Source organism: Candidatus Pelagibacter sp. HIMB1506 (genome assembly GCF_052047935.1).
GTDB lineage: Bacteria > Pseudomonadota > Alphaproteobacteria > Pelagibacterales > Pelagibacteraceae > Pelagibacter.
The window spans coordinates 1,011,677-1,035,968 of sequence record NZ_JBNAIS010000001.1 but is presented as its reverse complement, the minus strand read 5'-3'; the positions used below and the strand labels follow the sequence as shown (position 1 = coordinate 1,035,968).

General features: G+C 29.0%; 27 protein-coding genes. 11 read left to right on the top strand and 16 right to left on the bottom strand.

Annotated features, from left to right (window positions below; translation table 11 throughout):
- Positions 1 to 2: 2 nt before the first annotated feature.
- The 3 genes from pgeF to lgt are packed head-to-tail and all read right to left on the bottom strand — an operon-like array spanning position 3 to position 2,566.
- The gene (gene pgeF, locus ACTTA8_RS05515) at positions 3 to 761 is read right to left on the bottom strand and encodes a peptidoglycan editing factor PgeF (protein ID WP_440654799.1); all 759 of its coding nucleotides are present in this window, start codon (positions 759 to 761) and stop codon (positions 3 to 5) included.
- A complete protein-coding gene (locus ACTTA8_RS05510) occupies positions 754 to 1,803 on the bottom strand; it encodes an SAM-dependent methyltransferase (protein ID WP_440654797.1) in 1,050 nt (349 codons plus the stop codon). Before ACTTA8_RS05510 ends, pgeF begins: the two co-directional genes overlap by 8 nt.
- Entirely contained in the window at positions 1,787 to 2,566 is a 780-nt protein-coding gene (lgt, locus tag ACTTA8_RS05505) for a prolipoprotein diacylglyceryl transferase (protein ID WP_440654795.1), read from the bottom strand. The genes ACTTA8_RS05510 and lgt overlap by 17 nt, the downstream gene beginning before the upstream one ends.
- A gap of 32 nt (positions 2,567 to 2,598) precedes the next feature.
- Here lgt and ACTTA8_RS05500 point away from each other — a divergent pair, with 32 nt between their 5' ends.
- On the top strand, positions 2,599 to 2,850 hold the full coding sequence (locus ACTTA8_RS05500; RefSeq protein ID WP_440654794.1) for a hypothetical protein: 252 nt from the start codon (positions 2,599 to 2,601) through the stop codon (positions 2,848 to 2,850).
- Here ACTTA8_RS05500 and ACTTA8_RS05495 read toward each other — a convergent pair.
- From ACTTA8_RS05495 to ACTTA8_RS05485, 3 genes are read right to left on the bottom strand one after another with little or no spacing between them, the layout of a single operon-like run.
- Positions 2,828 to 4,147 carry an ATP-binding protein gene (locus tag ACTTA8_RS05495; protein WP_440654793.1) on the bottom strand — a complete coding sequence of 440 codons (1,320 nt, stop codon included), beginning with the start codon at positions 4,145 to 4,147 and terminating at the stop codon, positions 2,828 to 2,830. The two genes, ACTTA8_RS05500 and ACTTA8_RS05495, sit on opposite strands and share 23 nt — an antisense overlap.
- Complete coding sequence (locus ACTTA8_RS05490; RefSeq protein ID WP_440654792.1) at positions 4,128 to 4,805, bottom strand: response regulator; 678 nt, start codon at positions 4,803 to 4,805, stop codon at positions 4,128 to 4,130. Before ACTTA8_RS05490 ends, ACTTA8_RS05495 begins: the two co-directional genes overlap by 20 nt.
- Positions 4,798 to 5,235 (bottom strand): MarR family winged helix-turn-helix transcriptional regulator, encoded by a 438-nt coding sequence (locus ACTTA8_RS05485; protein ID WP_428080895.1) that lies wholly within the window; start codon positions 5,233 to 5,235, stop codon positions 4,798 to 4,800. The genes ACTTA8_RS05490 and ACTTA8_RS05485 overlap by 8 nt, the downstream gene beginning before the upstream one ends.
- Positions 5,236 to 5,307: 72 nt before the next feature.
- On the opposite strand from ACTTA8_RS05485, the gene ACTTA8_RS05480 reads away from it, so the two are divergent.
- On the top strand, positions 5,308 to 6,189 hold the full coding sequence (locus ACTTA8_RS05480) for a branched-chain amino acid aminotransferase (RefSeq protein ID WP_440654791.1): 882 nt from the start codon (positions 5,308 to 5,310) through the stop codon (positions 6,187 to 6,189).
- Here the strand turns inward: ACTTA8_RS05480 and pgsA are convergent.
- From pgsA to uvrB, 5 genes are read right to left on the bottom strand one after another with little or no spacing between them, the layout of a single operon-like run.
- On the bottom strand, positions 6,186 to 6,770 hold the full coding sequence (gene pgsA, locus ACTTA8_RS05475) for a CDP-diacylglycerol--glycerol-3-phosphate 3-phosphatidyltransferase (RefSeq protein ID WP_440654789.1): 585 nt from the start codon (positions 6,768 to 6,770) through the stop codon (positions 6,186 to 6,188). The two genes, ACTTA8_RS05480 and pgsA, sit on opposite strands and share 4 nt — an antisense overlap.
- A 2-nt stretch (positions 6,771 to 6,772) precedes the next feature.
- A complete protein-coding gene (gene uvrC / locus ACTTA8_RS05470; protein WP_440654788.1) occupies positions 6,773 to 8,608 on the bottom strand; it encodes an excinuclease ABC subunit UvrC in 1,836 nt (611 codons plus the stop codon).
- Positions 8,595 to 9,020, bottom strand: coding sequence for a dihydroneopterin aldolase (locus ACTTA8_RS05465; protein WP_440654787.1), 426 nt, complete (start codon positions 9,018 to 9,020; stop codon positions 8,595 to 8,597). The genes uvrC and ACTTA8_RS05465 overlap by 14 nt, the downstream gene beginning before the upstream one ends.
- The gene (locus ACTTA8_RS05460) at positions 9,017 to 9,769 is read right to left on the bottom strand and encodes an SDR family oxidoreductase (RefSeq protein WP_440654786.1); all 753 of its coding nucleotides are present in this window, start codon (positions 9,767 to 9,769) and stop codon (positions 9,017 to 9,019) included. Before ACTTA8_RS05460 ends, ACTTA8_RS05465 begins: the two co-directional genes overlap by 4 nt.
- The gene (uvrB, locus tag ACTTA8_RS05455; RefSeq protein ID WP_440613811.1) at positions 9,751 to 11,925 is read right to left on the bottom strand and encodes an excinuclease ABC subunit UvrB; all 2,175 of its coding nucleotides are present in this window, start codon (positions 11,923 to 11,925) and stop codon (positions 9,751 to 9,753) included. Before uvrB ends, ACTTA8_RS05460 begins: the two co-directional genes overlap by 19 nt.
- 36 nt (positions 11,926 to 11,961) lie before the next feature.
- On the opposite strand from uvrB, the gene ACTTA8_RS05450 reads away from it, so the two are divergent.
- Entirely contained in the window at positions 11,962 to 13,149 is a 1,188-nt protein-coding gene (locus ACTTA8_RS05450) for a pyridoxal phosphate-dependent aminotransferase (protein WP_440654784.1), read from the top strand.
- A gap of 3 nt (positions 13,150 to 13,152) precedes the next feature.
- Positions 13,153 to 13,806 (top strand): NAD(P)H-binding protein, encoded by a 654-nt coding sequence (locus ACTTA8_RS05445; protein WP_440654783.1) that lies wholly within the window; start codon positions 13,153 to 13,155, stop codon positions 13,804 to 13,806.
- Between the two features lie 2 nt (positions 13,807 to 13,808).
- On the opposite strand, the gene ACTTA8_RS05440 is transcribed toward ACTTA8_RS05445, so the two are convergent.
- Entirely contained in the window at positions 13,809 to 14,441 is a 633-nt protein-coding gene (locus tag ACTTA8_RS05440; protein WP_440654781.1) for a hypothetical protein, read from the bottom strand.
- A gap of 114 nt (positions 14,442 to 14,555) precedes the next feature.
- Positions 14,556 to 15,500, bottom strand: a complete 945-nt coding sequence (gene trxB, locus ACTTA8_RS05435; RefSeq protein ID WP_440654780.1) for a thioredoxin-disulfide reductase — start codon at positions 15,498 to 15,500, stop codon at positions 14,556 to 14,558.
- Positions 15,501 to 15,521: 21 nt separating this feature from the next.
- Here trxB and ACTTA8_RS05430 point away from each other — a divergent pair, with 21 nt between their 5' ends.
- On the top strand, positions 15,522 to 16,466 hold the full coding sequence (locus tag ACTTA8_RS05430) for a mitochondrial fission ELM1 family protein (RefSeq protein WP_440654778.1): 945 nt from the start codon (positions 15,522 to 15,524) through the stop codon (positions 16,464 to 16,466).
- Positions 16,466 to 17,131: a hypothetical protein gene (locus ACTTA8_RS05425; RefSeq protein WP_440654776.1), complete on the top strand. Its 666-nt coding sequence runs from the start codon at positions 16,466 to 16,468 to the stop codon at positions 17,129 to 17,131. The genes ACTTA8_RS05430 and ACTTA8_RS05425 overlap by 1 nt, the downstream gene beginning before the upstream one ends.
- Here the strand turns inward: ACTTA8_RS05425 and ACTTA8_RS05420 are convergent.
- A complete protein-coding gene (locus ACTTA8_RS05420) occupies positions 17,128 to 17,466 on the bottom strand; it encodes a heavy-metal-associated domain-containing protein (protein WP_440654775.1) in 339 nt (112 codons plus the stop codon). The genes ACTTA8_RS05425 and ACTTA8_RS05420 overlap by 4 nt on opposite strands.
- A 68-nt stretch (positions 17,467 to 17,534) precedes the next feature.
- Here ACTTA8_RS05420 and ACTTA8_RS05415 point away from each other — a divergent pair, with 68 nt between their 5' ends.
- The gene (locus ACTTA8_RS05415; RefSeq protein ID WP_440654774.1) at positions 17,535 to 17,924 is read left to right on the top strand and encodes an ATP-binding protein; all 390 of its coding nucleotides are present in this window, start codon (positions 17,535 to 17,537) and stop codon (positions 17,922 to 17,924) included.
- Here the strand turns inward: ACTTA8_RS05415 and ACTTA8_RS05410 are convergent, their stop codons facing one another.
- Positions 17,925 to 18,290, bottom strand: a complete 366-nt coding sequence (locus ACTTA8_RS05410) for a hypothetical protein (RefSeq protein WP_440654773.1) — start codon at positions 18,288 to 18,290, stop codon at positions 17,925 to 17,927. It lies immediately after the preceding gene.
- Here ACTTA8_RS05410 and ACTTA8_RS05405 point away from each other — a divergent pair.
- The gene (locus ACTTA8_RS05405) at positions 18,259 to 18,567 is read left to right on the top strand and encodes a hypothetical protein (protein WP_262589735.1); all 309 of its coding nucleotides are present in this window, start codon (positions 18,259 to 18,261) and stop codon (positions 18,565 to 18,567) included. The two genes, ACTTA8_RS05410 and ACTTA8_RS05405, sit on opposite strands and share 32 nt — an antisense overlap.
- 1 nt (position 18,568) lies before the next feature.
- Here ACTTA8_RS05405 and ACTTA8_RS05400 read toward each other — a convergent pair whose 3' ends face one another.
- Entirely contained in the window at positions 18,569 to 19,561 is a 993-nt protein-coding gene (locus ACTTA8_RS05400; RefSeq protein WP_440634671.1) for a type IV pilus twitching motility protein PilT, read from the bottom strand.
- Between the two features lie 136 nt (positions 19,562 to 19,697).
- Between ACTTA8_RS05400 and ACTTA8_RS05395 the strand changes: the two genes are divergently transcribed.
- From ACTTA8_RS05395 to ACTTA8_RS05385, 3 genes are read left to right on the top strand one after another with little or no spacing between them, the layout of a single operon-like run.
- Positions 19,698 to 21,464, top strand: a complete 1,767-nt coding sequence (locus ACTTA8_RS05395; protein ID WP_440654772.1) for a PilN domain-containing protein — start codon at positions 19,698 to 19,700, stop codon at positions 21,462 to 21,464.
- Positions 21,464 to 22,678: a LysM peptidoglycan-binding domain-containing protein gene (locus ACTTA8_RS05390; protein WP_440654770.1), complete on the top strand. Its 1,215-nt coding sequence runs from the start codon at positions 21,464 to 21,466 to the stop codon at positions 22,676 to 22,678. Before ACTTA8_RS05395 ends, ACTTA8_RS05390 begins: the two co-directional genes overlap by 1 nt.
- Positions 22,678 to 24,288 carry a secretin N-terminal domain-containing protein gene (locus ACTTA8_RS05385; protein ID WP_440654769.1) on the top strand — a complete coding sequence of 537 codons (1,611 nt, stop codon included), beginning with the start codon at positions 22,678 to 22,680 and terminating at the stop codon, positions 24,286 to 24,288. Before ACTTA8_RS05390 ends, ACTTA8_RS05385 begins: the two co-directional genes overlap by 1 nt.
- The last annotated feature ends 4 nt before the right edge of the window (positions 24,289 to 24,292 follow it).

Sequence of the window (24,292 nt, the reverse complement as noted above, 5' to 3'; positions counted from 1 at the left end):
ACCTAATTAAGCATAATTATTGAAATATTTCTACCATAATCAGCATGATTTAAACTTTTTGATCTTCTAGCACTAAAAAATTTATTTTTAGCATCGAATGTATCAACGTCAATTTTTTCTATTTTTTTCACACCAGACTGAAGAATTAATGATTTAACATAACTAGATAAGTTAAAATATAACTTTTCTTTACCCATTTTAAAAAATTTATGATTAGTTTTGTCTTTTCTTATAAATTTTTTATAAAAATCTTTTTGAACTTCATAATTTTTAACTGATATTGATGGACCTATAATTGCTGTAATATTTTTTGTTTTAGACCCTCTCTTAACCATAAATTTAATCACTTTTGATATAATTCCCTTAAAGGCACCTTTCCATCCTGAATGAATTGCAGCTATCATTTTTCTCTGATTGTCAAAAACAAGTATCGGCACACAATCTGCAGTCAAAACCGCAATAGGTAAATTTACTTGGTCAGTAATAATTGCATCGGCCCTAGGTTTTATTTTTGATTTATACTTTTTGTCAATAAACACGAATTTATTACTATGAATTTGATTAAGTAAAAAAATATTTTTTGAGTTCTTAGAAATTTTTTTCCTGACAATATTTAAATTTTTTTTTACACTTGCACTATTGTCATTTGAACCTGGACCACAATTTAAACTTTTATAAATATTTTTTGATACACCACCGATGCTATTAAAAAAACCATGTTTGATAGCTTTATTTATTGAAAGCTTTTTAGATTTAATCAATTTGAAAACCTGTTTTAAATTTATTGTTTTTAATTTTAATCAACATTACCTTAAACAACTCCCCCATTTGTTTCTCATCAATTAAACGTCTAATTCTATAAAATAGATCTGTTTTTTGTGAGAAGGCTATATTATTACTTACAATCTCTGCTCTCTGCAAAATTCCCATACTTGTTAAGAATTTTTTTTGATTAGTAATTAGATGATCTAGTTTTTCAAATTGATTAATATAATTAGCATATAAATTAAAATTTAAATTGTATGTAATATCAGAGTCGCCGATATCTTCTAATATGTTTGAAAATTTATGATCTTTTATTGCTTGAATAGTATTTTTTATTTTCAGATCTAAATATCCATAATCAATTATTAAAAGTCCACCATCTCTGTTCTCAATAATTTTACAAATTTTCTCTAGATATTTAAACGCTTCCGGAGAGTATTCAATAACATCTTGGTCCTTAGATATTTCAAATTTAAGTTCTTGCTCTATTGTTTTAATATTAACTTCTTTATCATTGAACTCAGCCTTTTTGTAAGTTTTTAAATTAACATACCTTTCAAACCAATTATTCTCCTTTTTAAAAAATTGCTTTATTGGAAGTGCATCAAAAAATTCGTTAGCAAGATAAATGCAAGGAAATGTGTTATCGATTTCAACTTCATTTACCCAGATTATTTTTTCAGAATTTAAATTTTTTTTTTGTTCATTGATTAAATATGAGCTTTTTTCATGAATCATTAAATTACAGGAGTTAAAACAATCAGGAAAATTCTTTAATGTTTCAGATACAACTTTCATCATCTCTCCATTACCAGCGCCAAGTTCAATTAAGTTAAATTTTTTAGGTGAACCAATGCTTTTCCAAAAAGTTATTACCCAAATCGCAATTATTTCTGAAAATAGTCTTGTGATGTTGGGAGACGTAATAAAATCACCTTCCTTTCCAAAGGGATTTTTTTTCATATAATAACCATTTTCTTTATCGTAAAGAGCGTGATTTATAAATTGATCTAGAGGTAAATTAGTCGACTTGTTCATTTTTTTTCAAAAAGAAAATAATTAATCCAATTATCAAAAAGATAAAACTTATTAACTGACCCATAGTTAAATTGAATATTAGGTATCCCAATTGATCATCTGGAACTCTAAAAAATTCAACAATAAATCTAAAGATTGAATAGAAAATTAAAAATAATCCAGAAATAAATCCAGCTATAGCAAAATTTCCTCTATTTCTAAAATAAAGTAAAATTAAAAATAGAATTAAACCTTCTAATAATGCCTCATAAATTTGTGAGGGATGTCTTGATTGATTATCTATTTGTATGAATGTAACTGCCCAAGGTAAATTAGTTATAGTTCCATAAAGTTCAGAATTTATAAAATTTGCAATTCTTCCAAAAAATATTCCAATAGGTGCAACTAGAGCGACGACGTCTAAATATAAAAACGCATCTTGATTATTTTTTTTTGCAAACAATATAGTTGCGATAACAATACCAATTACTCCTCCATGAAAAGACATGCCACCTTCCCATACTTTTAAAATATCTAATAGATTATTGATATAGAATTCAAAATTATAAAATAATACATATCCAATTCTTCCACCTAAAATAATTCCAATGATTAAGTAGGTTATATAATCATCAAAATTTTTATTTATTTCAGAATTCTTTAAGAATAGTTTTTTTGCTATTAACCATCCAAATAAAATACCCGCAATATAAGCTAGCGAATACCATCTAATTTCTAAAGAAAATATTTCTATTGCAACTGGGTCAAAATTATTGATGAACATTTTAAATTATATCTATATTGTATATCTCAAATATGAAAAATTCTAAATTTATAATTGATAAATTTGCAGAACTACTAGAGCAGGGATTAATAACTTCAAAAGATTTATCATCTGAAATCTTAAATATATTTAAGTCAAAGAGAGATGAATTTGTTTTTAAAATGAAACTTACTAGCAAGGATGAATTTGAGATTCTTTCAAAGAGAGTAGAAAATTTAGAAAATAAAATTTCAAAATTAGAAACAAAAAAAAAGAAGAAAACTAGACCGGCAAAAAGATCTTAACTCTTAGCCCATTAAATTTTGATTTTTCCAGCATAATGTTGCCACCATGGGATTTGATAATATCAGACGCAATTGACATTCCTAGACCAACACTAGATTTTGAATCATTTCTCCCTTTGTCCATCTTATAAAAAGGTTTAAATACGTTCTCATGTTCTTTTTTAGGTATCCCTGGACCGTCATCATCAATAATTATAAATAGGTTTGTTTTTTTTTTGGTTAGGCTTATTTCAACTTTGTTTGCATATTTTAATCCGTTATCAATCAAGTTATTTAAAGATCTATTGATAAGGTTCTTTCTGCCATTAATGTAAATTCTAGGAATTAAATTATGAGAAATGTTTTTATTATTATATTTATTTATAATTTTCTCTATTAGTTCTGAAAGATTAAACATTTCGTCTTTTTCAACATATGACGAGCTTGTAAATTGCAGGTATTCATTAAGCATTTTTTCCATTTCGTTAATATCATCTGTTAACTTGTCAGCCGCATCTTTATCCTTAAGAAAAGCTAGTTGTAGCTTCATTCTTGTTAAAGGAGTTCTTAAATCATGACTAATGCCTGATAACATTTCAGTTCTCTGATTAAGATGTCTTTCAATTCTCTTTCTCATTTTGTCAAATTCATGACCTGCTTGACGTATCTCAAGTGCTCCTGAAGGTTTGAATTCTTCTATATCTTCCCCTTTTCCAAATCTTTCAGCAGCACGAGCTAAATTTGTAATTGGTCTTGTTTGGTTTTTTAAAAATATTAGTGAAATAATAACCATTATAATTGCAGGAACTGTAATCCATAGTGCAAATATTCTTGCAGAGGTACTAGTGACTCGATCTTTTGGAACTAAAAATTTAAAATATCCATCTTCATATTTTATTCTTAAATCAACTAGTTCTTTATAGTTTGTAGTATTAAACCAATAGATCTCAGAAGAAAATTTAGACTTCAATTCTCTTCTTAAAGTTCGATCAATTGGACTAAACCATCTTTCTTTATTTTGATCACTTAATTTTTCATCAACAACTAATTCAATATTTAAATCTAGAAACAATGAAAATAGGTTTGTCACTTCTTGTTTATCATTTTCTTCATTTTGATAAGCTTCTACAAAAGCACTAATTTCATTTACCAGAGTTCTGGTCATACCTTTATTAGTTTTAATCCATAAACTATCAAAAAAAACAATGGTGATTATTAATTGGATAGTAATTACAGGGACAGCAACAATTAAAAGTGCTCTATAAAATAATCTTTTTGGTAAAACTTTTTTTAAATAATTACTCAATCCAGAGAACATATCCTGCACCTCTAATTGTTTGCAAAAACTTAGGACTTTTTTGATCTATTTCAATTTTTTTTCTCAATCTAGTAATAATAACATCGATAGATCTTTCTTTATCTAGATTAATTAATTTTCCTATATCTTCTCTTGAAAATGTTTTTCCAGGACTATTAATCATTTTTTCTAAAATTGTCTTTTCAGTATTATTAATTTTAAATTCTTTTTGATCTCTAATAATTAAAAGTTTATTTAAGTCGATTTTGACATTTTCAAATTCAATAATTCTTTTTTGCTCAGTTTTTTGTGTCTTATCTAAAATGTTTTTTATTCTTAGAATTAATTCTTTAGGTTCAAATGGTTTGGGCAAATAATCATCTGCACCAACTTCAAGACCTTCTATTCTTTCCTTAGCTTCTCCTTTAGCAGTAAGAAGTATTATTGGAGTATCTAGATTTTTTTTATTTTCTACTATAAATTCTATTCCATTCTTTCCAGGCATCATTATATCGAGCACAATTAAATCAAACTTTATTATTTTTATTTTCTCTGAGGCATCTTCAGCACTGTCAGCTGTAGTTACTAAATAATTATTTTCATTTAAAAATTTCTTTACTAATGATCTAATACCATCGTCGTCATCAACTACTAAAATATGAGCTAAAAAATTATCCATTAATTATTTTATTTAATACATTGTCAAAATTAACAACTTCTTCTGAAGTTGAATTTAAAAGAGCAGAATAAATTCTTTTTTTTTGTAAATTAAAAATTTCTTCAAATATTTTCTTTCCTTTTTCGTTTAAAAACACATGTTTAACCCTTGTATCCTGATCATTTTTCTTAAATATGACGATATCTAACTTTATTAAATCTTTTAAAACTCTATTGAGGCTCTGCTTAGTTACTTTTAATTTTTTTAGAAGATCTGAAATAGAGATACCTTCATAAGATGAAATTAGGTGAATAACCTTATGGTGGGCTACACCAATTGAATATTTATCTAAAATTTTTTTAGAGTCTGAAAATGTCTCTCTGTAACTAACAAATAATTTTTCAATTAAACCCTTAAGTTGATCGTCTTTAAGATATAAAAGTTCTTTCATAATGGGTAAGTTATATTGACATATCAAAGATACAAAGATATTTTTCAATGATATTTTAAAATATTTTCACTAATGATACCGTACGATAAAAGATCTGGAAAAATTTGGTACAACGATGAACTTGTTGATTGGGGAGATGTAAAACTACATGTGTTAAGTCATGGTTTGCATTATGCGAGTTGTGTATTTGAAGGTGAAAGAGTTTATGATGGCTCTATTTTTAAATTAGAGGAGCATACCTCAAGATTTTTTCATTCTGCTAGAAGAATGGGTTTCGAAATTCCTTATACTGAAGAGCAAATAAATACTGCTTCAAATAAAATAATTGCAACTCAGAATGTAGAAAACGGATATGTAAGACCAGTAGCTTGGAGAGGCACTGAAATGATGGCTATATCAGCACAACAAACAAAAATTCATGTTGCGATTGCAACTTGGGAGTGGGGATCTTACTTTGATCCAAAACTAAAAGTTGAAGGCATTAAATTAAATATTTCAAACTGGAGAAGACCAGCTCCTAATACTATACCTTGGGATACTAAAGCATCAGGTTTGTATATGATTTGCACATTATCAAAACATGAAGCTGAAAAACAAGGTTACACCGATTCTTTAATGTTGGATCACGAAGGAAATATTGCTGAAGCAACAGGGGCCAATGTATTTTTTAAAGATAAAAATGGAGAAATTCACACACCAATTCCAGATTCGTTCTTAGATGGAATTACAAGAAGAACTGTAATTGGAATTGCAAAATCAAAAAATATAAAAGTACATGAAAGAAAAATTAGTCCAACAGAACTTCCTAACTTTGTGGGATGCTTTTTAACAGGAACTGCTGCTGAAGTTACACCTGTATCTTGTATTGCAGAAAATCAATTCAAAGTTTGTGATACCATCATCGATCTTAATGAAAGCTATCAAGCGCTGGTGAAAAAGAAAAAAGCAGCTTAATCTTTGTTATCTTCTGATATTGCGTGGTCAATACCCTTTCGTAAATAATCATAACCTGTAAATAAAGTAAGCGCAGCTGATAACCATAAAAAAATAATCCCAATAGTTTGAGCATTATAATTTTCAAAGTTGATTATTTTGTTTCCAGTATCTCCTGAAAGTAGAAGACCAATAGCAACCATTTGTAACACTGTTTTGAGTTTAGCAAGATTTGAAACTGGAAGTTTAATCTGACCTTTTGCTAAAAATTCCCGTAATCCAGAAATTAAAATTTCTCTAGTTAAAATTATTATAGCTGCAATAACCTCATAATTTCTGATTGTTCCATCCATCACCAGTAAAATTAGAGCTGTAGCGACTATAATTTTATCTGCAATTGGATCTAATAGTTCTCCCAATTTAGACTCTTGTCCTAACATTCTAGCTAACATGCCATCTAAAAAATCTGTAAATGAAGCAATTATAAATAAAATTAAAGCAGTTAAATCACCATAAAAACCTGGAAGATAAAATGCTAAAACAAAGAAGGGTACAATTATTATTCTCCCTATTGTCAGAATGTTTGGAATTTTTTTTAACATAATTATTCGTGAAAGAAGTTATATATCTTTTTTGCTACTTTTTCTTCAACACCTTCAACAGATTTAATTTCATCCAAACTAGCTGACTCAACAGATCTTGCTGACCCAAAATGGTTTAACAGTGCTCTTTTTCTAATTGCTCCTATACCCTCAATTTGGTCCAGTAAAGATTTGCTAATTCCTTTTTTTCTCTTTGCTCTGTGGGCACTGATTGCAAATCTGTGTGATTCATCTCTTATCCTTTGAAGAAAGAATAGAGTAGGGTCATTTTTTGAGAATTTATATTCTTTGCCATTGTGAAAAAATGTTTCATTTCCACTATTACGAAATTTACCCTTTGCTATTGCGATAATTGGAATGTCGTGAAGCCCCAATTCATTTAAACTTTCTCTAGCTACTGAATATTGTCCTTTTCCTCCATCTACTAATACTAAATCAGGAAAAGTGAGATAATTATCTTTTTCTTGAACGGCACGTTTAAATCTTCTGTTTAATACTTCTCTCATCATCCCATAGTCATCTTGCTCATTTTTTTTGTGCTTGATATTGAACTTTCGATATCTTTTTTTAATAAATCCCTCATCGCCATAAGCAATTAAAGCTCCAACACTATTTGTTCCTTGGATATGGCTGTTATCATAAACCTCAATTAAATTTATATTTGTTTCAAGATTGAATTTTTTTGCAACTTCATCAAAAAGTTCTCGATTATTCTGACTTTCATAAAGTTTTCTATTCAAACTGTCTTTTGCGTTTTTTATTGCTTGATTAATTACTTTTAGTTTTGAACCTTTTTTAGCAACACTAATGTTAATTTGTTTTCCCTCTTTTTGAGTTAAAGTTTTTTCAATTAAAACTTTTTCTTTTATTTCCTCAGATAAAATTATTGCAGAAGGCACACTTTTATTTTCATAAAATTGTGAAACAAATGAATTTAAAATATCTCCTAATTTTTCATCTGGGTCATGTTTTGGGAAAAAAGCTTGGTTACCCCAATTTTGCTTTGAACGATAAAAAAATACTTGAATACAAGTTTTGCCAGACTCTTTGTATCCAGCAATAACATCTGCCTCTACTAAGTTTGCCTCATTAATTCTTTGAGAAGATTGAATAATATTTAAAGCTTTAATTCTATCTCTTAAAATTACTGCTTTTTCAAAATCTAATTCTTCACTTGCCCTTTCCATTTGGCTTGAAAGATTTTTTTGAATTTTTCTTGATTTACCTGATACAAATTCAATAGCATCATCAACTGTTTGTTGATAATCATTTTTTTCAACATAACCAACACATGGACCAGAACATCTTTTAATTTGATAAAGGATACAAGGTCTTTCTCTATTTTTAAAAACAGTATCATCACAAACTCTTAGATGAAAAATTTTTTGGATCATCTTTATAGTCCAGTTAGCTGAACCTGCTGATGCAAAAGGGCCAAAATAAAATCCTTCTTTTGTTTTTTTTCCTCTATGTCTTTTAATTTGTGGCCATTTATCCTTGTTACCAATAAAGATAAATGGAAATGATTTATCATCTCTTAATAAAATATTGAATTTTGGCTTAAATTTTTTAATTAAGTTTGCTTCTAGAAGTAGAGCTTCACTTTCATTCGAAGTAGTTGTTATCTCTAATTTTCTAGTTTGAGACAACATTCTCTCAGTTCTAATTATATGGTTTTTTTCAGATACATAACTTTTAAGTCTATTAGGAAGATTTTTTGCTTTTCCTACATAAAGGATTTCATTTTTTTCATTTAGCATCCTGTAGACACCAGGAAGTTTAGGGACTAGCGAAAGCTCTTTTTTAATTACCTCTTTTCCTATTTCAGAGCTTATCATGACTTCTTTTTTTGGTAATTTGAATACCAACAGATGAACATTGCTTAAGAATTTCTAATTTCTCAATTTTCAACATTATTTTAGCAATCCTTTGATCTTTGAATAATTCATCAAATACAGCCTCAGCTAATGTTTCAAGAAAGTTGTAGTGTTTTTTTTTAACAAGTTTTGTGATCAATTTTACAATTGTTCCATAATTAACAATTGATTTTATATCTTTATCACTTGATGGCTTTTTATCCTCGTAATCAATTTCTAGGCTAAATTTAACTTTTTGAGGCTTTTTCTTTTCAAAGTCATAATAGCCAAGTTTTAAATTTAAAATTAGTTCATTAATTAGAATTTTCTTTTCGTAATTAAAAAGACTTTTGTTTTTATTTATTCTTACAATCTTAAAATTACTTCTTTTCATTCTTTGCCCATAATATCTGGTGTTTGCCAGTTTAAGTTCTGCCCACTATCTATAGCTAAAACTTGTCCTGTAATAGATATATTTTTTATAAAAAAGTCAACTGCATTACATATTTGTTCAACATCAACTTGTTTTTTTAGTGGGGTTGCTAAATATTGTTTTCTAAAATGTTTTTCAGATTGTCTTTGATTTTTAATAGTTGGGCCAGGTGCTATACCGTTTACTCTAATTTTTGGAGCTAAACTCATAGCACTAGTTTTAGTCAAAGTATAAAGTCCAGTTTTACTAATTGTGTACGAAAAAAAATATGGAGTTAGTTTGAAAACTCTTTGATCAATTATATTAATTATATTGTTATTTGTTCCTTTAACATTTTTTGCAAATTCTTTTGATAACAGTGCAGGTGTTCTTAAATTTGTTCTTAAATGTTGCCCCCAACTATCTGTTGTAAAGTTTTCTAATTTATCATTTTCAAACAAAGAGGCATTATTAATTAGACAATCAAAATACTTAAGTTTTGATTTTGCATATTTTACAATTTTATTTACATCATTTTCTTTGCTTAAATCTCCTTTAACTAAGTAAACTTTAGTACCATTATTTGATAGTTCTATTTTTAACTTTTCAGCTTTTGATTTTGATTTATTAAAATGAATCAAAATTTCTTTATTAGGACCAGATAATTTTTTTGCTATTGCAGCACCAATTCTTGTTGCTCCACCAGTAATAATTATTTTCCGTGCTTCCATTTTTTATCTCTTTTTTTTGTAACTTTTGTTCCAGGCATTCCCATTGTTGATCGACCTTTTGGATAAAGTTTATTTTTTACATCATACTGCCTTATTTTTGGATTTAATGTAATTTCTAATTCGCTACTTTCCAACTTTCTTATTTCGTCTCTAATTTTAGCGGCTTCTTCAAATTCAAGATTAGATGCAGCTTCTTTCATCTTTTTATCTAGTGCTTTAAGATGTTTCTTTAAGTTTCCACCAACATTAGAACCCTCGCTTATTTTTACATAATCTTTTTCATAAACACTCTCTAAAATATCGCTAATTTCTTTTTTAACTGATGTTGCGCTAATCTTATGTTTTTTATTATAAGCTATTTGAATATTTCTTCTTCTATCTGTTTCAGCAACTGCCTTTTTTATACTTTTGGTTTCTTTATCAGCATACAAAATAACTTTTCCATCTACATTTCTTGCTGCTCTTCCTATTGTTTGAATAAGCGAAGTTTCTGATCTTAGAAAACCTTCTTTGTCCGCATCTAAAATTCCAACTAGAGCACATTCAGGAATATCAAGACCCTCTCTTAGTAAATTGATACCAACTAAAACATCGAATACACCCATCCTCAAGTCTCTCATTATTTCAATTCTCTCTAAAGTATCTATATCTGAGTGAAGGTACCTAACTTTAATTCCATTTTCATGAAGATATTCAGTTAAATCTTCTGCCATTTTCTTGGTAAGAGTTGTGACTAAAACTCGATGATTGTTTTCAATCACCCTTTTGCATTCGTGCATCAAATCATCTACCTGATTTTTTGCAGGTCTAATTTCAACTACAGGATCAATTAGTCCAGTTGGTCTGATAACTTGATCAATAAATTTTCCTTTTGTTTGCTCTAGTTCCCACGGTCCTGGTGTTGCAGATACAAATACAGTTTGAGTTCTCATTAAATCCCACTCTTCAAACTTTAATGGTCTATTATCCATGCATGATGGCAGTCTAAAACCATATTCCGCAAGAGTACTTTTTCTTGATCTATCTCCTTTGTACATTCCATTAAGTTGTGGAACAGTTACATGACATTCGTCAACAAATATTAATGTATTATCTGGAAAATATTCAAATAGAGTAGGAGGAGGTTCTCCTGGTTTTCTTCCAGATAAAAATCTTGAATAGTTTTCAATTCCAGCACAAGAACCAGTTGCTTCAATCATTTCTAAATCAAACTTAGTTCTTTCCTCTAATCTTTGAGCCTCTAATAATTTATTTTCTGCTCTATGTTTTTTTAAAGTTATTTCTAATTCTTTTTTAATATTAATAACTGCCTGTTCGATTGTAGGTTTAGGAGTTATGTAATGACTATTCGCATAGACTTTTACTAAACTTAGTTCTCTAACTTTATCCCCAGTTAAAGGATCAAACTCTTCTATCTGTTCTAATTTATCTCCAAATAGACAAAGCCTCCAAGCTCTGTCCTCTAGATGGGAGGGAAATATTTCTAAATATTCTCCTCTTGCTCTAAATGTTCCTCTATAAAAATTTTGATCATTTCTTTTGTATTGTAAAGCAACTAAAGATTTAATTATTTCTTCTCTGTTGTAATCATAATTTTTTTGAAGAGTTAGTGTCATTTTACTGTACGCCTCAACAGAACCTAATCCATAAATACATGAAACACTTGCTACAATTAAAACATCATCTCTTTCCAAAAGAGATCTGGTTGCAGAGTGTCTCATTCGGTCAATTTGTTCATTAATCGATGCCTCTTTTTCTATATAAGTGTCAGATCTTGGAACATAAGCCTCCGGTGTATAATAGTCATAATAAGAGACAAAGTACTCAACTGCATTATCTGGAAAAAATGTTTTCATTTCTCCATAGAGTTGTGCTGCAAGGGTTTTGTTTGGAGCAAGTATCAATGCTGGTCTATTAGTAGCCTCGATTACTTTTGCCATTGTAAAAGTTTTTCCAGATCCTGTAACTCCAAGTAATACTTGATTAAATTGATCTTTATTTGCACCATTTACTAATTTCTTAATAGCTTCTGGTTGATCACCTGCAGGTTTAAAATCAGATTTAATTTTGAATTTTTTTCCACCTTCGAGTTTTCCACCAATTTTAGGATTTTTACTCTGAATATCTGTAATTAAATCTTGATAAGTATTTTCCATATATTAAACAGCGTATTAGAATTTATTTATATTTCAATGAGCATAATATCAGACAGTTTAAAACGAATTAAACCATCACCAACTATTGCAGTTACTCAAAAAGCAAGAGAACTTAGAGCTGCAGGAAAAGATGTAATTGGACTTGGAGCTGGAGAACCAGATTTTGATACACCAGATAATATTAAAAATGCAGCAATTAAAGCTATCAAAAGTGGAGACACAAAATATACAGCAGTAGATGGAACACCTGCTTTAAAAAAAGCAATCGTAGATAAGTTTAAAAGAGAGAACAAAATTAATTACACTACAGATCAAATCACTGTTGGTGCTGGTGGAAAACAAGTTCTTTACAATGCTTTCATGGCAACTTTAAATAAAGGTGATGAGGTAATTATTCCTGCACCTTTCTGGGTTTCTTATCCTGATATGGTTTTACTAGCTGGTGGAAAACCAAAGATAGTTAAGTGCACAGAAGAAGAAGGATTTAAACTTACTGCAAGTAAATTAAAAAAAGCTATTACTAAAAAAACAAAATGGGTAATTTTAAATTCACCTTCCAATCCAACTGGAGCAGGTTATTCAAAAAAAGAAATTGAAGATTTAGCTAAAGTTTTAATGAAAAATAAAAAAGTTCATATTTTGAGTGACGATATCTATGAACATATAGCATATGATAATTTTAATTTTTATACAATTGCTCAAAATTCTAAATTGAAAGATAGAACTTTGACTATGAATGGCGTTAGTAAATCTTATGCAATGACAGGTTGGAGAATAGGGTATGCTGCAGGACCAAAAGATATCATTAAAGCAATTGGTAAAATTCAATCTCAATCAACATCAAACCCAACATCTATCAGTCAAGCTGCTGCAGTTGAAGCTTTAAATGGAAATCAAGGTTTTATAAAAAAAAGATCAAAAGCTTTCAAAGAAAGAAGAGATTTTGTTGTAAAAAGTTTAAACAGCATTAATGGTATAAATTGTTTAACACCTAATGGGGCATTTTATGTATTTCCAAGTTGTAAGGGATTGTTAAATAAAAAAACTAAATTGAAAACTGATACCGAGTTTGTTCAAAAACTACTTGAGCAATCTAATGTTGCAGTTGTTCAAGGATCTGCATTTGGTTTAGATGGATACTTTAGAATTTCTTATGCTACTTCAATGCAAAATTTGAAAAAAGCAATGGATAGAATAAAATCTTTCTGTGAAAGCCTTTCTTAAGAAGTGAAAATAGCACTACTATTTGGCTCAACTGGATTAGTTGGAGGTCATGTTTTAAATCAACTTACTCAGAATGATAATTACTCTAAAATTAAAATTTTTGTTCGTTCTCCAATTCAAATAGATAATTCAAAAATTGAAGTAATTAAAACTGATTTTAATAATTTAGAAAAATACAAAGAACAGATTGTGGGAGATGAATGTTATTTTTGTATTGGGACAACAAAAAAAAATTCTCCTGATAAAAATGAATATCAAAGAATTGAATTAGATATTCCAAAACAAGTGGCTCAAATTGCAAAATCTAATAATGTTAATTCATATTTATTTGTATCATCAGGATACGCAAATTCTAAAAGTTCAGGAGATTATTTAAAATATAAGGGCCTGGTAGAAGAAGAGATCTTAAGTTTAGGCTTTTCTAAAATAGGAATTATGAGACCCTCATTTATTTTGGGTAATAGAAAAGAATTTAGATTGGGAGAGAAAATAGGAATAATTATTTTTAAACTACTTAATCCTTTATTTATTGGACCACTGAGAAAAATGAGATCAATTCATTCAGAAACAATTGCAAAAGCAATGATTAAGATTGCAAATGATAATATCGATCAAAGAATCTTTGAGTCAGATCAAATTTCAGATTTAGTAAAATAAATTTATTTTAATTTACAATGACTGTTTTCTACGATGCACCCAACTTTTTCCATTTCTTCGTCAAATATTTTTGGGTGTCTTAAAGCATAAATATTTTTTAAATAATTAATTCCATACCGTTTAAATTTTCCATCTTCTGTAAGTGCACCAGATTCGTGCCCATATGAAATCACAGTTTCTAATAAATTTCCTTTTTTATCATAGAGAACTGTTTCTCCATAACAATTACAAAAATAACTTCTGTTCTGTTCAGGCTCAATATCAATAAAAATAGAGGTTCCTCTTATTCCAATTGTGCCGTGAGGAATTTCAACATTTAATTCTTCTTGTCTTTTGCCAAAAACTGCATGAACAGAACCTTTAATAACTTTTAGTAAGTTTTTTGAGACAAATTGAAGTTTAGTTTCTGGTCTTATTAAATAAAAATCATCTTTAAATTTAATTATTGATTTTTCATCTTTAGTTTCAATTGTAGAATTATTTAAATCTTGAAAATTTAATTCTGCCTCCTTACCATCTATAAAAAATTTTCCTGATAATATTTTATTAGTTTCAGAGGCAAATGCGAGCTTTGGGCTTAACCCCCAAGCAATCATAATTTGACTTACAGTTTTTATAAATTTTCTTCTGTTCATTTAAATTAATTTTATACCTGAAATTAAAAGATGAGGGTATACAAAATTTTTATACTAAGCTTAATCTTAACGATTATTCATTATCTAGCAAATACTATTAATTATAACTTAAAATTAATGGGCTAGGAATTTTTCTGCTTCTAGAGCAGCCATACAACCCATCCCTGCGGCTGTAACTGCTTGTCGGAAGGTTTTATCTTTAACATCTCCTGCAGCATAAACTCCAGGAATATTCGTTTCTGTAGAATCTGGTTTTGTAATTAAATAACCTTCTTTATCCATTTCTAATTGGTCTTTGAAAAGTTGTGTTGCAGGATCATGACCAATTGCAATAAATAAACCATCTAATTTAACTTCCTCTGTTTTTTCAGTTTTCAAATTTTTAATTTTTATCCCTTTAACATTTTTTGGTTCACTATCACCTAAAACATCCTCAACAACAGAGTCCCAAACAATTTCAATTTTTTTATTTTCCATCAATTTTTTTTGCAGCATCTTTTCAGCTCTCAAACTATCTCTTCTATGAATTAATTTTACTTTTGATGCAAATTTTGTAAGAAACATTGCCTCTTCTACTGCAGCATTACCACCTCCAACTACAGCAACTTCTTTATCTTTAAAAAAGAAACCATCACATGTAGCACATGCTGAAACTCCAAATCCTCTAAATTCTTGTTCAGATTTAATGTTTAACCATCTTGCTTGCGCACCAGTTGAAATAATTATGCTATCTGCAGTATATTTTTGACCACTATCACCGACAGCTTCAAAAGGTGTAGATTTTAAATTCACTGATCCGATATGGTCTTCTATCATTTCTGTTCCAACAGCTTTTGCTTGATCTCTCATTTGATCCATTAACCACGGTCCTTGAATTACTTCTGCAAATCCTGGAAAATTTTCTACATCAGTTGTTGTTGTTAATTGTCCACCTGGCTGAGCGCCGTGAACAAGGATAGGATTTAACATTGCTCGTGCAGCATAAACAGCTGCTGTGTATCCGGCAGGACCAGATCCAATTATTAACACTTTTGTGTGTTTAGTTGGATTTTGACTCATATGAAAGCTATATAGTGATAAATGTCTAAATTAAAAGGTTTATTATTAACTCAAGGAATGCATGGAATGATTAGTCAAGTCGAGGGACTAGCAAAAGCACTTGATATTGATTTTACACACCACAAAGTTGAACTAAAAAGTATTTGGAAACTTGTTCCACCTAAATTTACCCCAATTTCTCAAAACGTTTATAAAAAAGTTGAAGATAATGATTTTGATATAATAATCTCATGTGGAAGAAAGAGCGTAATTCCATCTATTCACTTAAAAAGTATTTCTAAAAAAAAAATATTTAATATTCATATCCAAGATCCAAAAATAGATTTTAATCATTTCGATTTTATTGTTGCTCCAGAACATGATGGAATTAATGGCGATAATATTATTAGCACAAAGGGAGCTATTCATTATCTTTCAGAGAAAGAAATTGTGGAAAATAAAGATTATTTAAATTCTTTTATCAAAAAGGACGAAAGAAAAATTTGGTGCTTAATTATGGGAGGACCAACAAAATATTATGATTATTCAACTAAAAATATGAAACACATTTTCTCAATGTTTTATAAATTAATGAAGAAACATGATTTCCAATTAGTAGTAATCCCATCAATGAGAACCCCAATAAATACTATTCATTATGCAAAAGAGTTTTTTGGAGAAAAACATACAGTGATTATGAATGTAGATAAAAAAGCCTATCTATCTGCTTTAGCTTTATCTGAAAATATAGTTGTTACATGTGACTCGAGTTCAATGATCTCCGAAGCTGCGTTAACAGGTAAACCAATATATGTGGCTAATATTTTACCAAAAAAGAATGACAAAAGATTCCAAAGATTTAGAAATTTATTTAGAGAACTAAATATCACTAGAAACTTAGGTGAGGAAATTGAAAATTGGAACTATGAAAAACTAGATGAAACGAATAGAGTAGCAAAAATTATTAAAGAAAAAATTCAATCTTAATGTCATTTTTAAATTCTATAAAAAATAATTCAAAAAAATATTATACACCATTTGATCATTGGGAATATAGCAATGCTTTATCTGAAGGAGCAATTGAAGAGATTATTAAAGCAGATATTCCAGATTTAAGTGATCATAATTTGAATTATGACGGGACAAGAGCAATTGATGGAGGAGCAGCAGAATTTAGAGAGGGTATTTCCTCTGGTGGTAAAGCAATAAAATTTAGATGTTTTGTAACAAAAGAAAATAGTTCTCAATTTCCAAATCTTGTAAAATTTATAAATGAACTTCAGTCAAAAGAAACATTTGAGACAATATCTAAAATGATCAATAAAGATTTATCTAATTCATTTGTTAGAGTTGAAGTGATTTGTGATAGAGAGGGTTTTTGGCTCAAACCACACTGTGATATTAAAGAAAAATTAATGTCAGGATTAATTTTTGTAAATAAAACTAATGAGTCTGAAGATTTGGGAACTGATTTTTATAATGAAAAATTAGAGAAAGTTAAAACATTGCCTTACAGAAACAACTACGGTTATCTTTTTACCAGCGGACCAAATACTTGGCATGGCATGGAAAAAAAGAGCATTCTTAAAGAAAGACGATGTTTACAAGTAAACTATGTGACTTTCGAAACTGATTGGAAAGTAAAAAATTAAAATTTATTTAATGAAACTAATCCAGATTTTGGATCAATAATTTTTTCATTTAAGGTAGCAACTTTACCAACTGCAAAACCAGCATTCTCAATTACCTTTTTAAAGTCCTCTTCAGAAAAATTTGGAGTATTTTCAAAGTTTATAAACGCAACTCCCTCTGGCCATGAAACTTCAACATTACCTTCACCTGTTGCAGCTTTAAGTTCTTTTTCAACTTTTGCTTGGCATGCCATACATACCATTCCATCTACAACTCCAATCATAGCAACTTCTGCTTTGACTATGTTTTGAAAAAATAATAATGATGTAAATAAAACTAATAAGATTTTTTTCATAATTCTCTTATAAACTATTTTTTTTAATTTAATATACCCATATTGGGTAATACTATTGAAATTTATTTATGAACATAAAAATGCATTCAAATCCTTCAGAGTTAAAAGATACAAGATTTAAAATAGAGGAATATTGCAAATTAAATCTACCAAATATTGAAATAGCAAGTGTAACTCTAGCAATTGATGAAGCTTTACAAAATGTAATTCGTTATTCATATAAAATGAAAAAAGATCAAAAAATTGATTTAAATTTAGAAATTATAAATGACGATGAGCTTAAAGTAATAATTACTGACTACGGTGAACAAGTACCATTAGATACGATTAAACCAAGAGATTTAGATAAAGTCAGACCTGGAGGTTTAGGAGTATACTTCATAAAGAAAACTTCTAAATTTTGTGAGTACAAACACAATGAGGTTGGTCCCGGCACAACTTTAACTTTAATTTTTTAACTATTCCTCTTTAACTAGTTTTGGCTTTGCACATTTATAAAATTGGTTAGACCCTCTTAATGATTTTTGTAACAACGCTAATTCATTAGAATTTTGGCTGTAAGTTAAATTTGTCTGAAGTCCTCCAATAGATCCAACAGAGGAGAAAGATGATGGGGTTTGTTTACCCATCTTGAAATTTACTTTTGTTTTTGAATTATTAATTTTGGTTAAAATAATTTGTTTTCTCTTTTTTGAATAAACCCAAACTGTTGTATTTTTTTTATTTTTACAACTTAATTGATAAATATTTGCATTAGAATTTTTAGGAATAAAAGCTATAACAATAATAACGATGGTAAATTTTAAAAAAAATTTAAATAACATTAAAATATTCTTTCTAGCTTTTTTTGCATTTTTAGCAGCTAATTATCTTTATAATAATATCATTACAAAATCCACAGCTAACAATATCAAGTTTTTAGAGGTTGAGGTTGAGCTAAAAGGTAATGTGGATTTCAATTTAAAATGTGAAGGAGCAAATAATCCAAATCCTTCAAGTGTTAACAGAGGCCTTGGCGAACAAACTGAAAGTAATTGTACTGGTACTGGAACTTTTTCTGCAATAGTTCCCCAACAAAGATTTACCGAAAGTTCAAATTAATCTACTCAACTAATTTTTTGAGTTTTAAACCCTCAAGACATTTTTCCATTGTAAACATTCCATCTTTAGCAGATGTTTGAAGAGTAGATTGAATTTGTTCTGTTTTGCCTTCTCTAATTAAATTTCTTATAGCAGGTGTTCCCGTCATTACTTCATGACATCCAATTCTTCCTCCACCTTTCTTTTTTAATAACTGTTGAGACATTACTAATCTAATTGATCCAGCTAACATTGTCTGTGCTTGCTCTTTTTGAGCTGGAGGAAAGACGTCTAAAATTCTTGTAATTGTTGATGAGGCACTACTTGCATGTAAAGTTCCAAAAACTAAGTGACCTGTTTCTGCTGCAGTCAATGCTAATGAAATAGTTTCAAGATCTCTCATTTCACCAACTAAAATTACATCAGGATCTTGTCTTAATGCAGACTTTAATGCCTTTGCAAAACTTCCAGTATCTTTTCCAACTTCCCTTTGAGAAATAATACTTTTTTTAGCAGGATGAACAAATTCTATTGGATCTTCAATTGTAATTATATTTTCTGCTCTATGAGAATTAATCTGATCTATCATTGCAGCAAGTGATGTAGACTTACCAGATCCAGTTTGTCCTGTAACAAGCACCAATCCTGTTTTATGAGTGATTGCTTCATGTGCTGCAGGTGGCAAACCTAGTTTTTCAATATTAGGAATTTCACTTATAATTTTTCTAAGAACCATACTTGGTCCATAAGAAGAATAATAACCGTTTGCTCTAAATCTCTGTCCATCAACAACAACAGCAAAATCTAAATCACCATTGCTTATTAAATAATCATATTGAGCTTTATCTAAAGATTGTTTCCAAAAAGTTTCTATATCTTGTCTTGAAATAATATCTTCACTAAAAACTTTAATTTCACCGTTCTCTCTGATTGCAAATGGTTGATTCGATCTGATGTGAATATCTGACAAATCATATTCTTTTGGGTATGATTTTAATTTATCGTGAAGACTCATAAATGTTTTGATGCTCTAAAAGTTGTAGCTTTTCAAGTTTTTTTTAATGTTTATATATATATAAAGTAACACAACTAATGCTTGTGTACCGATTCGGTATTTATTATTGTGATTTTATTCGGTTTTTATAAAAATTATGATTGATAAAATTGGTCCTCCTATTGCAAAAGCTTTTGCTCCTATCATTAAATTAATAGGAAAAAATCACTCAAAAAAAGAAAAAGTAATAGGTGTTGTCTTTAGAGATAAATTTATTCAAGCTGCAGAAATTTCATACAAAAAAGGTGTTTGCAAAATTGATAATTTCTCTAATCAGCAAATAGCAGGAATTGGAGAAGACCAAGATTTTTTATCCGCAACAACATATTTAAGTGATCAAGTTAAAAACGCTTTAGATTCGATTAAAACTAAAACAAAAGATATTGCCGTTTCTTTGGACACATCTAAGGCACAAATTTACAATTTACAAATTCCAATTATGGATGAAGAAAGTTTAAGGGAAGCAACTGCTTTAGGTGGATTTTGGGATCAGTTTGATGAAACACCTGAAAATTTAGATGAATTTGAAACAAGTTATTCTGTAATGAGTACAAATGAAGAGCTTGGTGTAATGGATGTAGTTTTAGTTGCCATGGAAATAAAGTTTGTAGAAACTTATTCGAATATTTTTAGACTTGCAGGCTACAATCCTGTTGTTATTGATCTTGCACCATTTGCACATATCAATGCTCAAGGAATTCTTCTTGGGAAAGAAGGTTTCGAAACTCCAAATGTGGTTTTAAATTATACTAAAGAGGAGAAAAGTATCACGATTTGTTCTAATAAAGGATTTCAATATTCAGAATTAAATATTATTGAAGCAGATCAAGTGTTACTTGATACTGTGGAAGAAGTTGAGAGTATTGAAACAGAATTTTGGGATGAAATCTTTGAAAGATTGGGTTCACAAATAAAACAATATTTAGTTGAGTATGAAACAAAGTATGAATTTGATCCAATTAATATTGTTACAGTAATTTCAGATAAATCTAAAATTAAAAATGTTTCAAAAGGAATTGAGAGGCAACTAGGAGATGTTGTAGTTAAAATTTACAATCCCGAGGATTCAGCTGAAATTTCTGATGATGCAAAAAAATATATCGACTCACTGAGTAATAAATCTCTTGCATCAGAGGCTATAGGAATTGCATCAAGAAAATTAAATTCATTTGATCTAGATACTAATGAAATAATTTCAGTAAATTTATTGTCTAATTTTAATCAAGTGAAAATTAACAGGAGATCAAAATCATTAGGAAATTTTTGTTTATTGATATCAATGATATTTATTTTAGGCTTTATAGGACATGTGCTGCCATTTAAAATGTTGAAGATTATGAATAATTCCTCAAAATTAAATGCAGCCAAGACACTACAAGAAGATGTTGAAAGTAAAAAAAATCTTTTGAATGGGTACAATGCTAAAATTAAAAAAATAAAAGCAGATAAAAATACAGCTGCTTCATTTGGATCAAATTTGAAAACAACAGCAAATCTTTATGCTAGTCTAAATCAAATAGTTCCAAAAGATGTAAGATTAACAAGTTTTGGGATAGAGGAAAAAAACAATATCTTATTTTCTGGAGTTGCAATGAATGACCAAGCAGTTGTAAAAATGATGAACAACTTTTCAGAAAATGAAGTAGTAAGTGATAGTAAAATTGAAGCATTGGTAGAGTTTTCTAAAGAAGATAGGTTAGATCTTTATAAAATCGAAGGTCAACCTGCACCTAAGGAGGAAGATTTACCAAAAGAAAAAATAACTAAAAAATTTAATTCAAGATTGTCTTTGAAACCTCTAGAGAATGAGATTTTTGATGATGAAACTGTAGTTCTAAAACTATTGAAGGCAGGTAAAAAATAATGTTACTTCGATATTTACTAACATTTGTAGTAATATTTTTTCACAGCAATTCTTATGGTGACCCATTTACAAATGAAATTGGTATTATTAAAGAGCCGGAAGTAGTTGAGATTGTTGTTGAAGAGACTGTAGAGCCTGAGTCTGATTTATTAATTGAGGAGGATATTGCTAAAGAACTCGAAATGGCAGAGGAACTATTTAATAACAATGATGAAGAAACTATAGTTGCTGAAGCTGAACCTGAAAGCACTGAACTAGTTACAGTTTTAAATATTGATCCAATTGTTGCATATGCTTTAAGAGAATATTTACTGAAAGGTGTAGCGCTGAGTAAGGAGTCTGACATTCAGTTTCAAAGAGCCAAAGTTAGAAAAATTGATATAGCAAAAACACCGACTACTCACATCATATCTGAAAACGATACAATTGAAAAAATTGCTTTTAGATATGGTTTTTCTTTAAGAGAAATAGAGATTGCAAATGCGATATACCCTGGATCTAGGAAACTAGTTATTGGTGATAAGTTAGTAATCCCAAATAGATTTCACATAGTAAAAGAAGGTCAAAATTTAAATATTATTGCAGAAAGATATAATTTAAATCCAACACAACTTGCTTCTTACAATAATTTAGAAGACGAAAATATTTTATTAATAGGTGATAAATTATTATTACCGTTCTTTATTCATGTAACTAATGCAAATGAAACAATTGCTGATATCGCTGAAAAGTATGAAAGAGAAATACCTGAGTTAATTGAATTTAATGCTTTTGAAAAAAACACAGTTATTTTAAATGAAAATCAATTAGTAAAAATCCCAATCTATACTAATAAAAATATTTCTTATGAAAATTTAGATAAGAAAAGTATTAGTGACTTTAAAATAGATAGAAAAAATCTTGCAATCATAGAAATAAACAGCAGCGAATTTATGGTTAGAGAGGGAGATAGAATAGGAAATAGAGACGGTGTAATAGTTTCAATTGAAAAAAATAGAATGATTGTTTTAGAAGATAATATTGAATATGAGTTTTTAATAAATACTCCAATAGTAGGTTTGGCAATTGCATCTCTACCACAAACTGCTACTGAGGAATTGGTTAATACTGATATAAATAGTGAAGAAGTTGATAGTGGAACCGAGAGTGTTGATGAGGAAAATAATGATGAAGGTACTGAAACTGTAACAAATGTAGAGGATTTGTTTAACTAATGTTTAAAAAATTAATAATTTTATTTTCTGTTTTCATAATTCTTACGAGCTGTAGAAGTGGAAGACCAGATATGGCTAATGAACAAAAAGATGGAGGTGCTGTTCAAGATATTGAAATTTTTAATGTTAAAGCATCTGCAGAAAATTTTAGAGATACGACAGATGAATTCGCCAAAGATGTAGAAGATATTCAAAAAATTGAAAAAAAACCTTTAAAACGAAGAATATCATTAAATAAAACTGACGACGCAAAAAAACCCTCTTCTTTAAAAATAGTTGATCATAACTCATTTGTAAAAAAATTGGATACGAATGAAGTATCTTTAAAATTAAATAACATGGATATCAAATCAGCTTTAAAATTATTTGCTGGACTAGCTCAAAGAAACATAATTATTGGAAATGAGGTAAGCGGAAATATAACTATAGATTTTGAAAATATCAAATGGGGATCAGCAGTATATGCATTGTTAGATATAAATAATTTAATAATGACAGAGGATAGAGACTCAGGTTTGTTAAGAGTACATTCTCAAGAGGTATTTGTAGAATTAGAAAAAAATAAAATTGAAAGAACTTTAGAGGTAAATAAAAATGTACTAACATTGGAAAGTGGAGGAAGCCTTGATACTGATACAGATGGTGAAGCAGAAAGATTATTAGTGACTGAAATTTTTAAAGTTTTTCATCAAACTTCCGCAGATATAATAGAACCTATTCAATCGATATTGGGCGATGAAAATGAAATAGAGTTTGTTGATGACCCTTCAAATAATCAGCTTTTGGTAAAAGGAACCCCAGAGGAATTAAATCAAGTAGAGTCGTTGTTAGATCAAATTGATATTGAAAAGAAACAAGTTTTAATTGAGGCATATATTATAAATGCTTCTGATACCTTCCAAGAAAACTTCAATAATAGATTAGAGGCTGTAAATGCTAGCCAACTTGAAAATGGTAGAGATGGCATTGTATATACAGGAGTATCAACAAATCCTGGTCAAGATGGTTTTGCCTTTAACATAGATACTACTACAGAAACTGGTCCGGAATTAAGTACTGGATTTCCAGATGAAACTCTAGCAGGTGGCGCAGTTTTAATTGGTAATATTGGAATAACAAGATTGAAAGCTGTTATTAATATGTCAATTAATGACAAACTAAGTGAAACTATCTCTAATCCAAAACTTTTTGCAATGGACGGAGAAACAGCAACTTTAACTCAAGGAAAAACTTTACTTAAGGTAATACCAGCAGCTGGAGATGCGGCTGCTAGCACCGTCGAGGTACCGCAAAATTTAACTATTGAGGTTACTCCTGATGTAATTGGAGATAGTAAAGTAAAACTAGAATTGACACTTAACAATGATAAACCTGGAGATGCTAGTGGAAGTGATGTTGCAACTGATGAAGAATCATTGACATCGATAGTATTGTTGGAAACTGGTCAAGTAGCAGTCTTAGGTGGTGTTTATGTTAATACTAAAAATGATAATGATAATTTTGTGCCTTTTTTTTCAAAAATTCCACTTCTAGGCACATTTTTTAAATCCCAAACAAAACAAGACGATAGAACACAACTATTAATATTCGTGAGTGCAAATATTGTATAAGTTA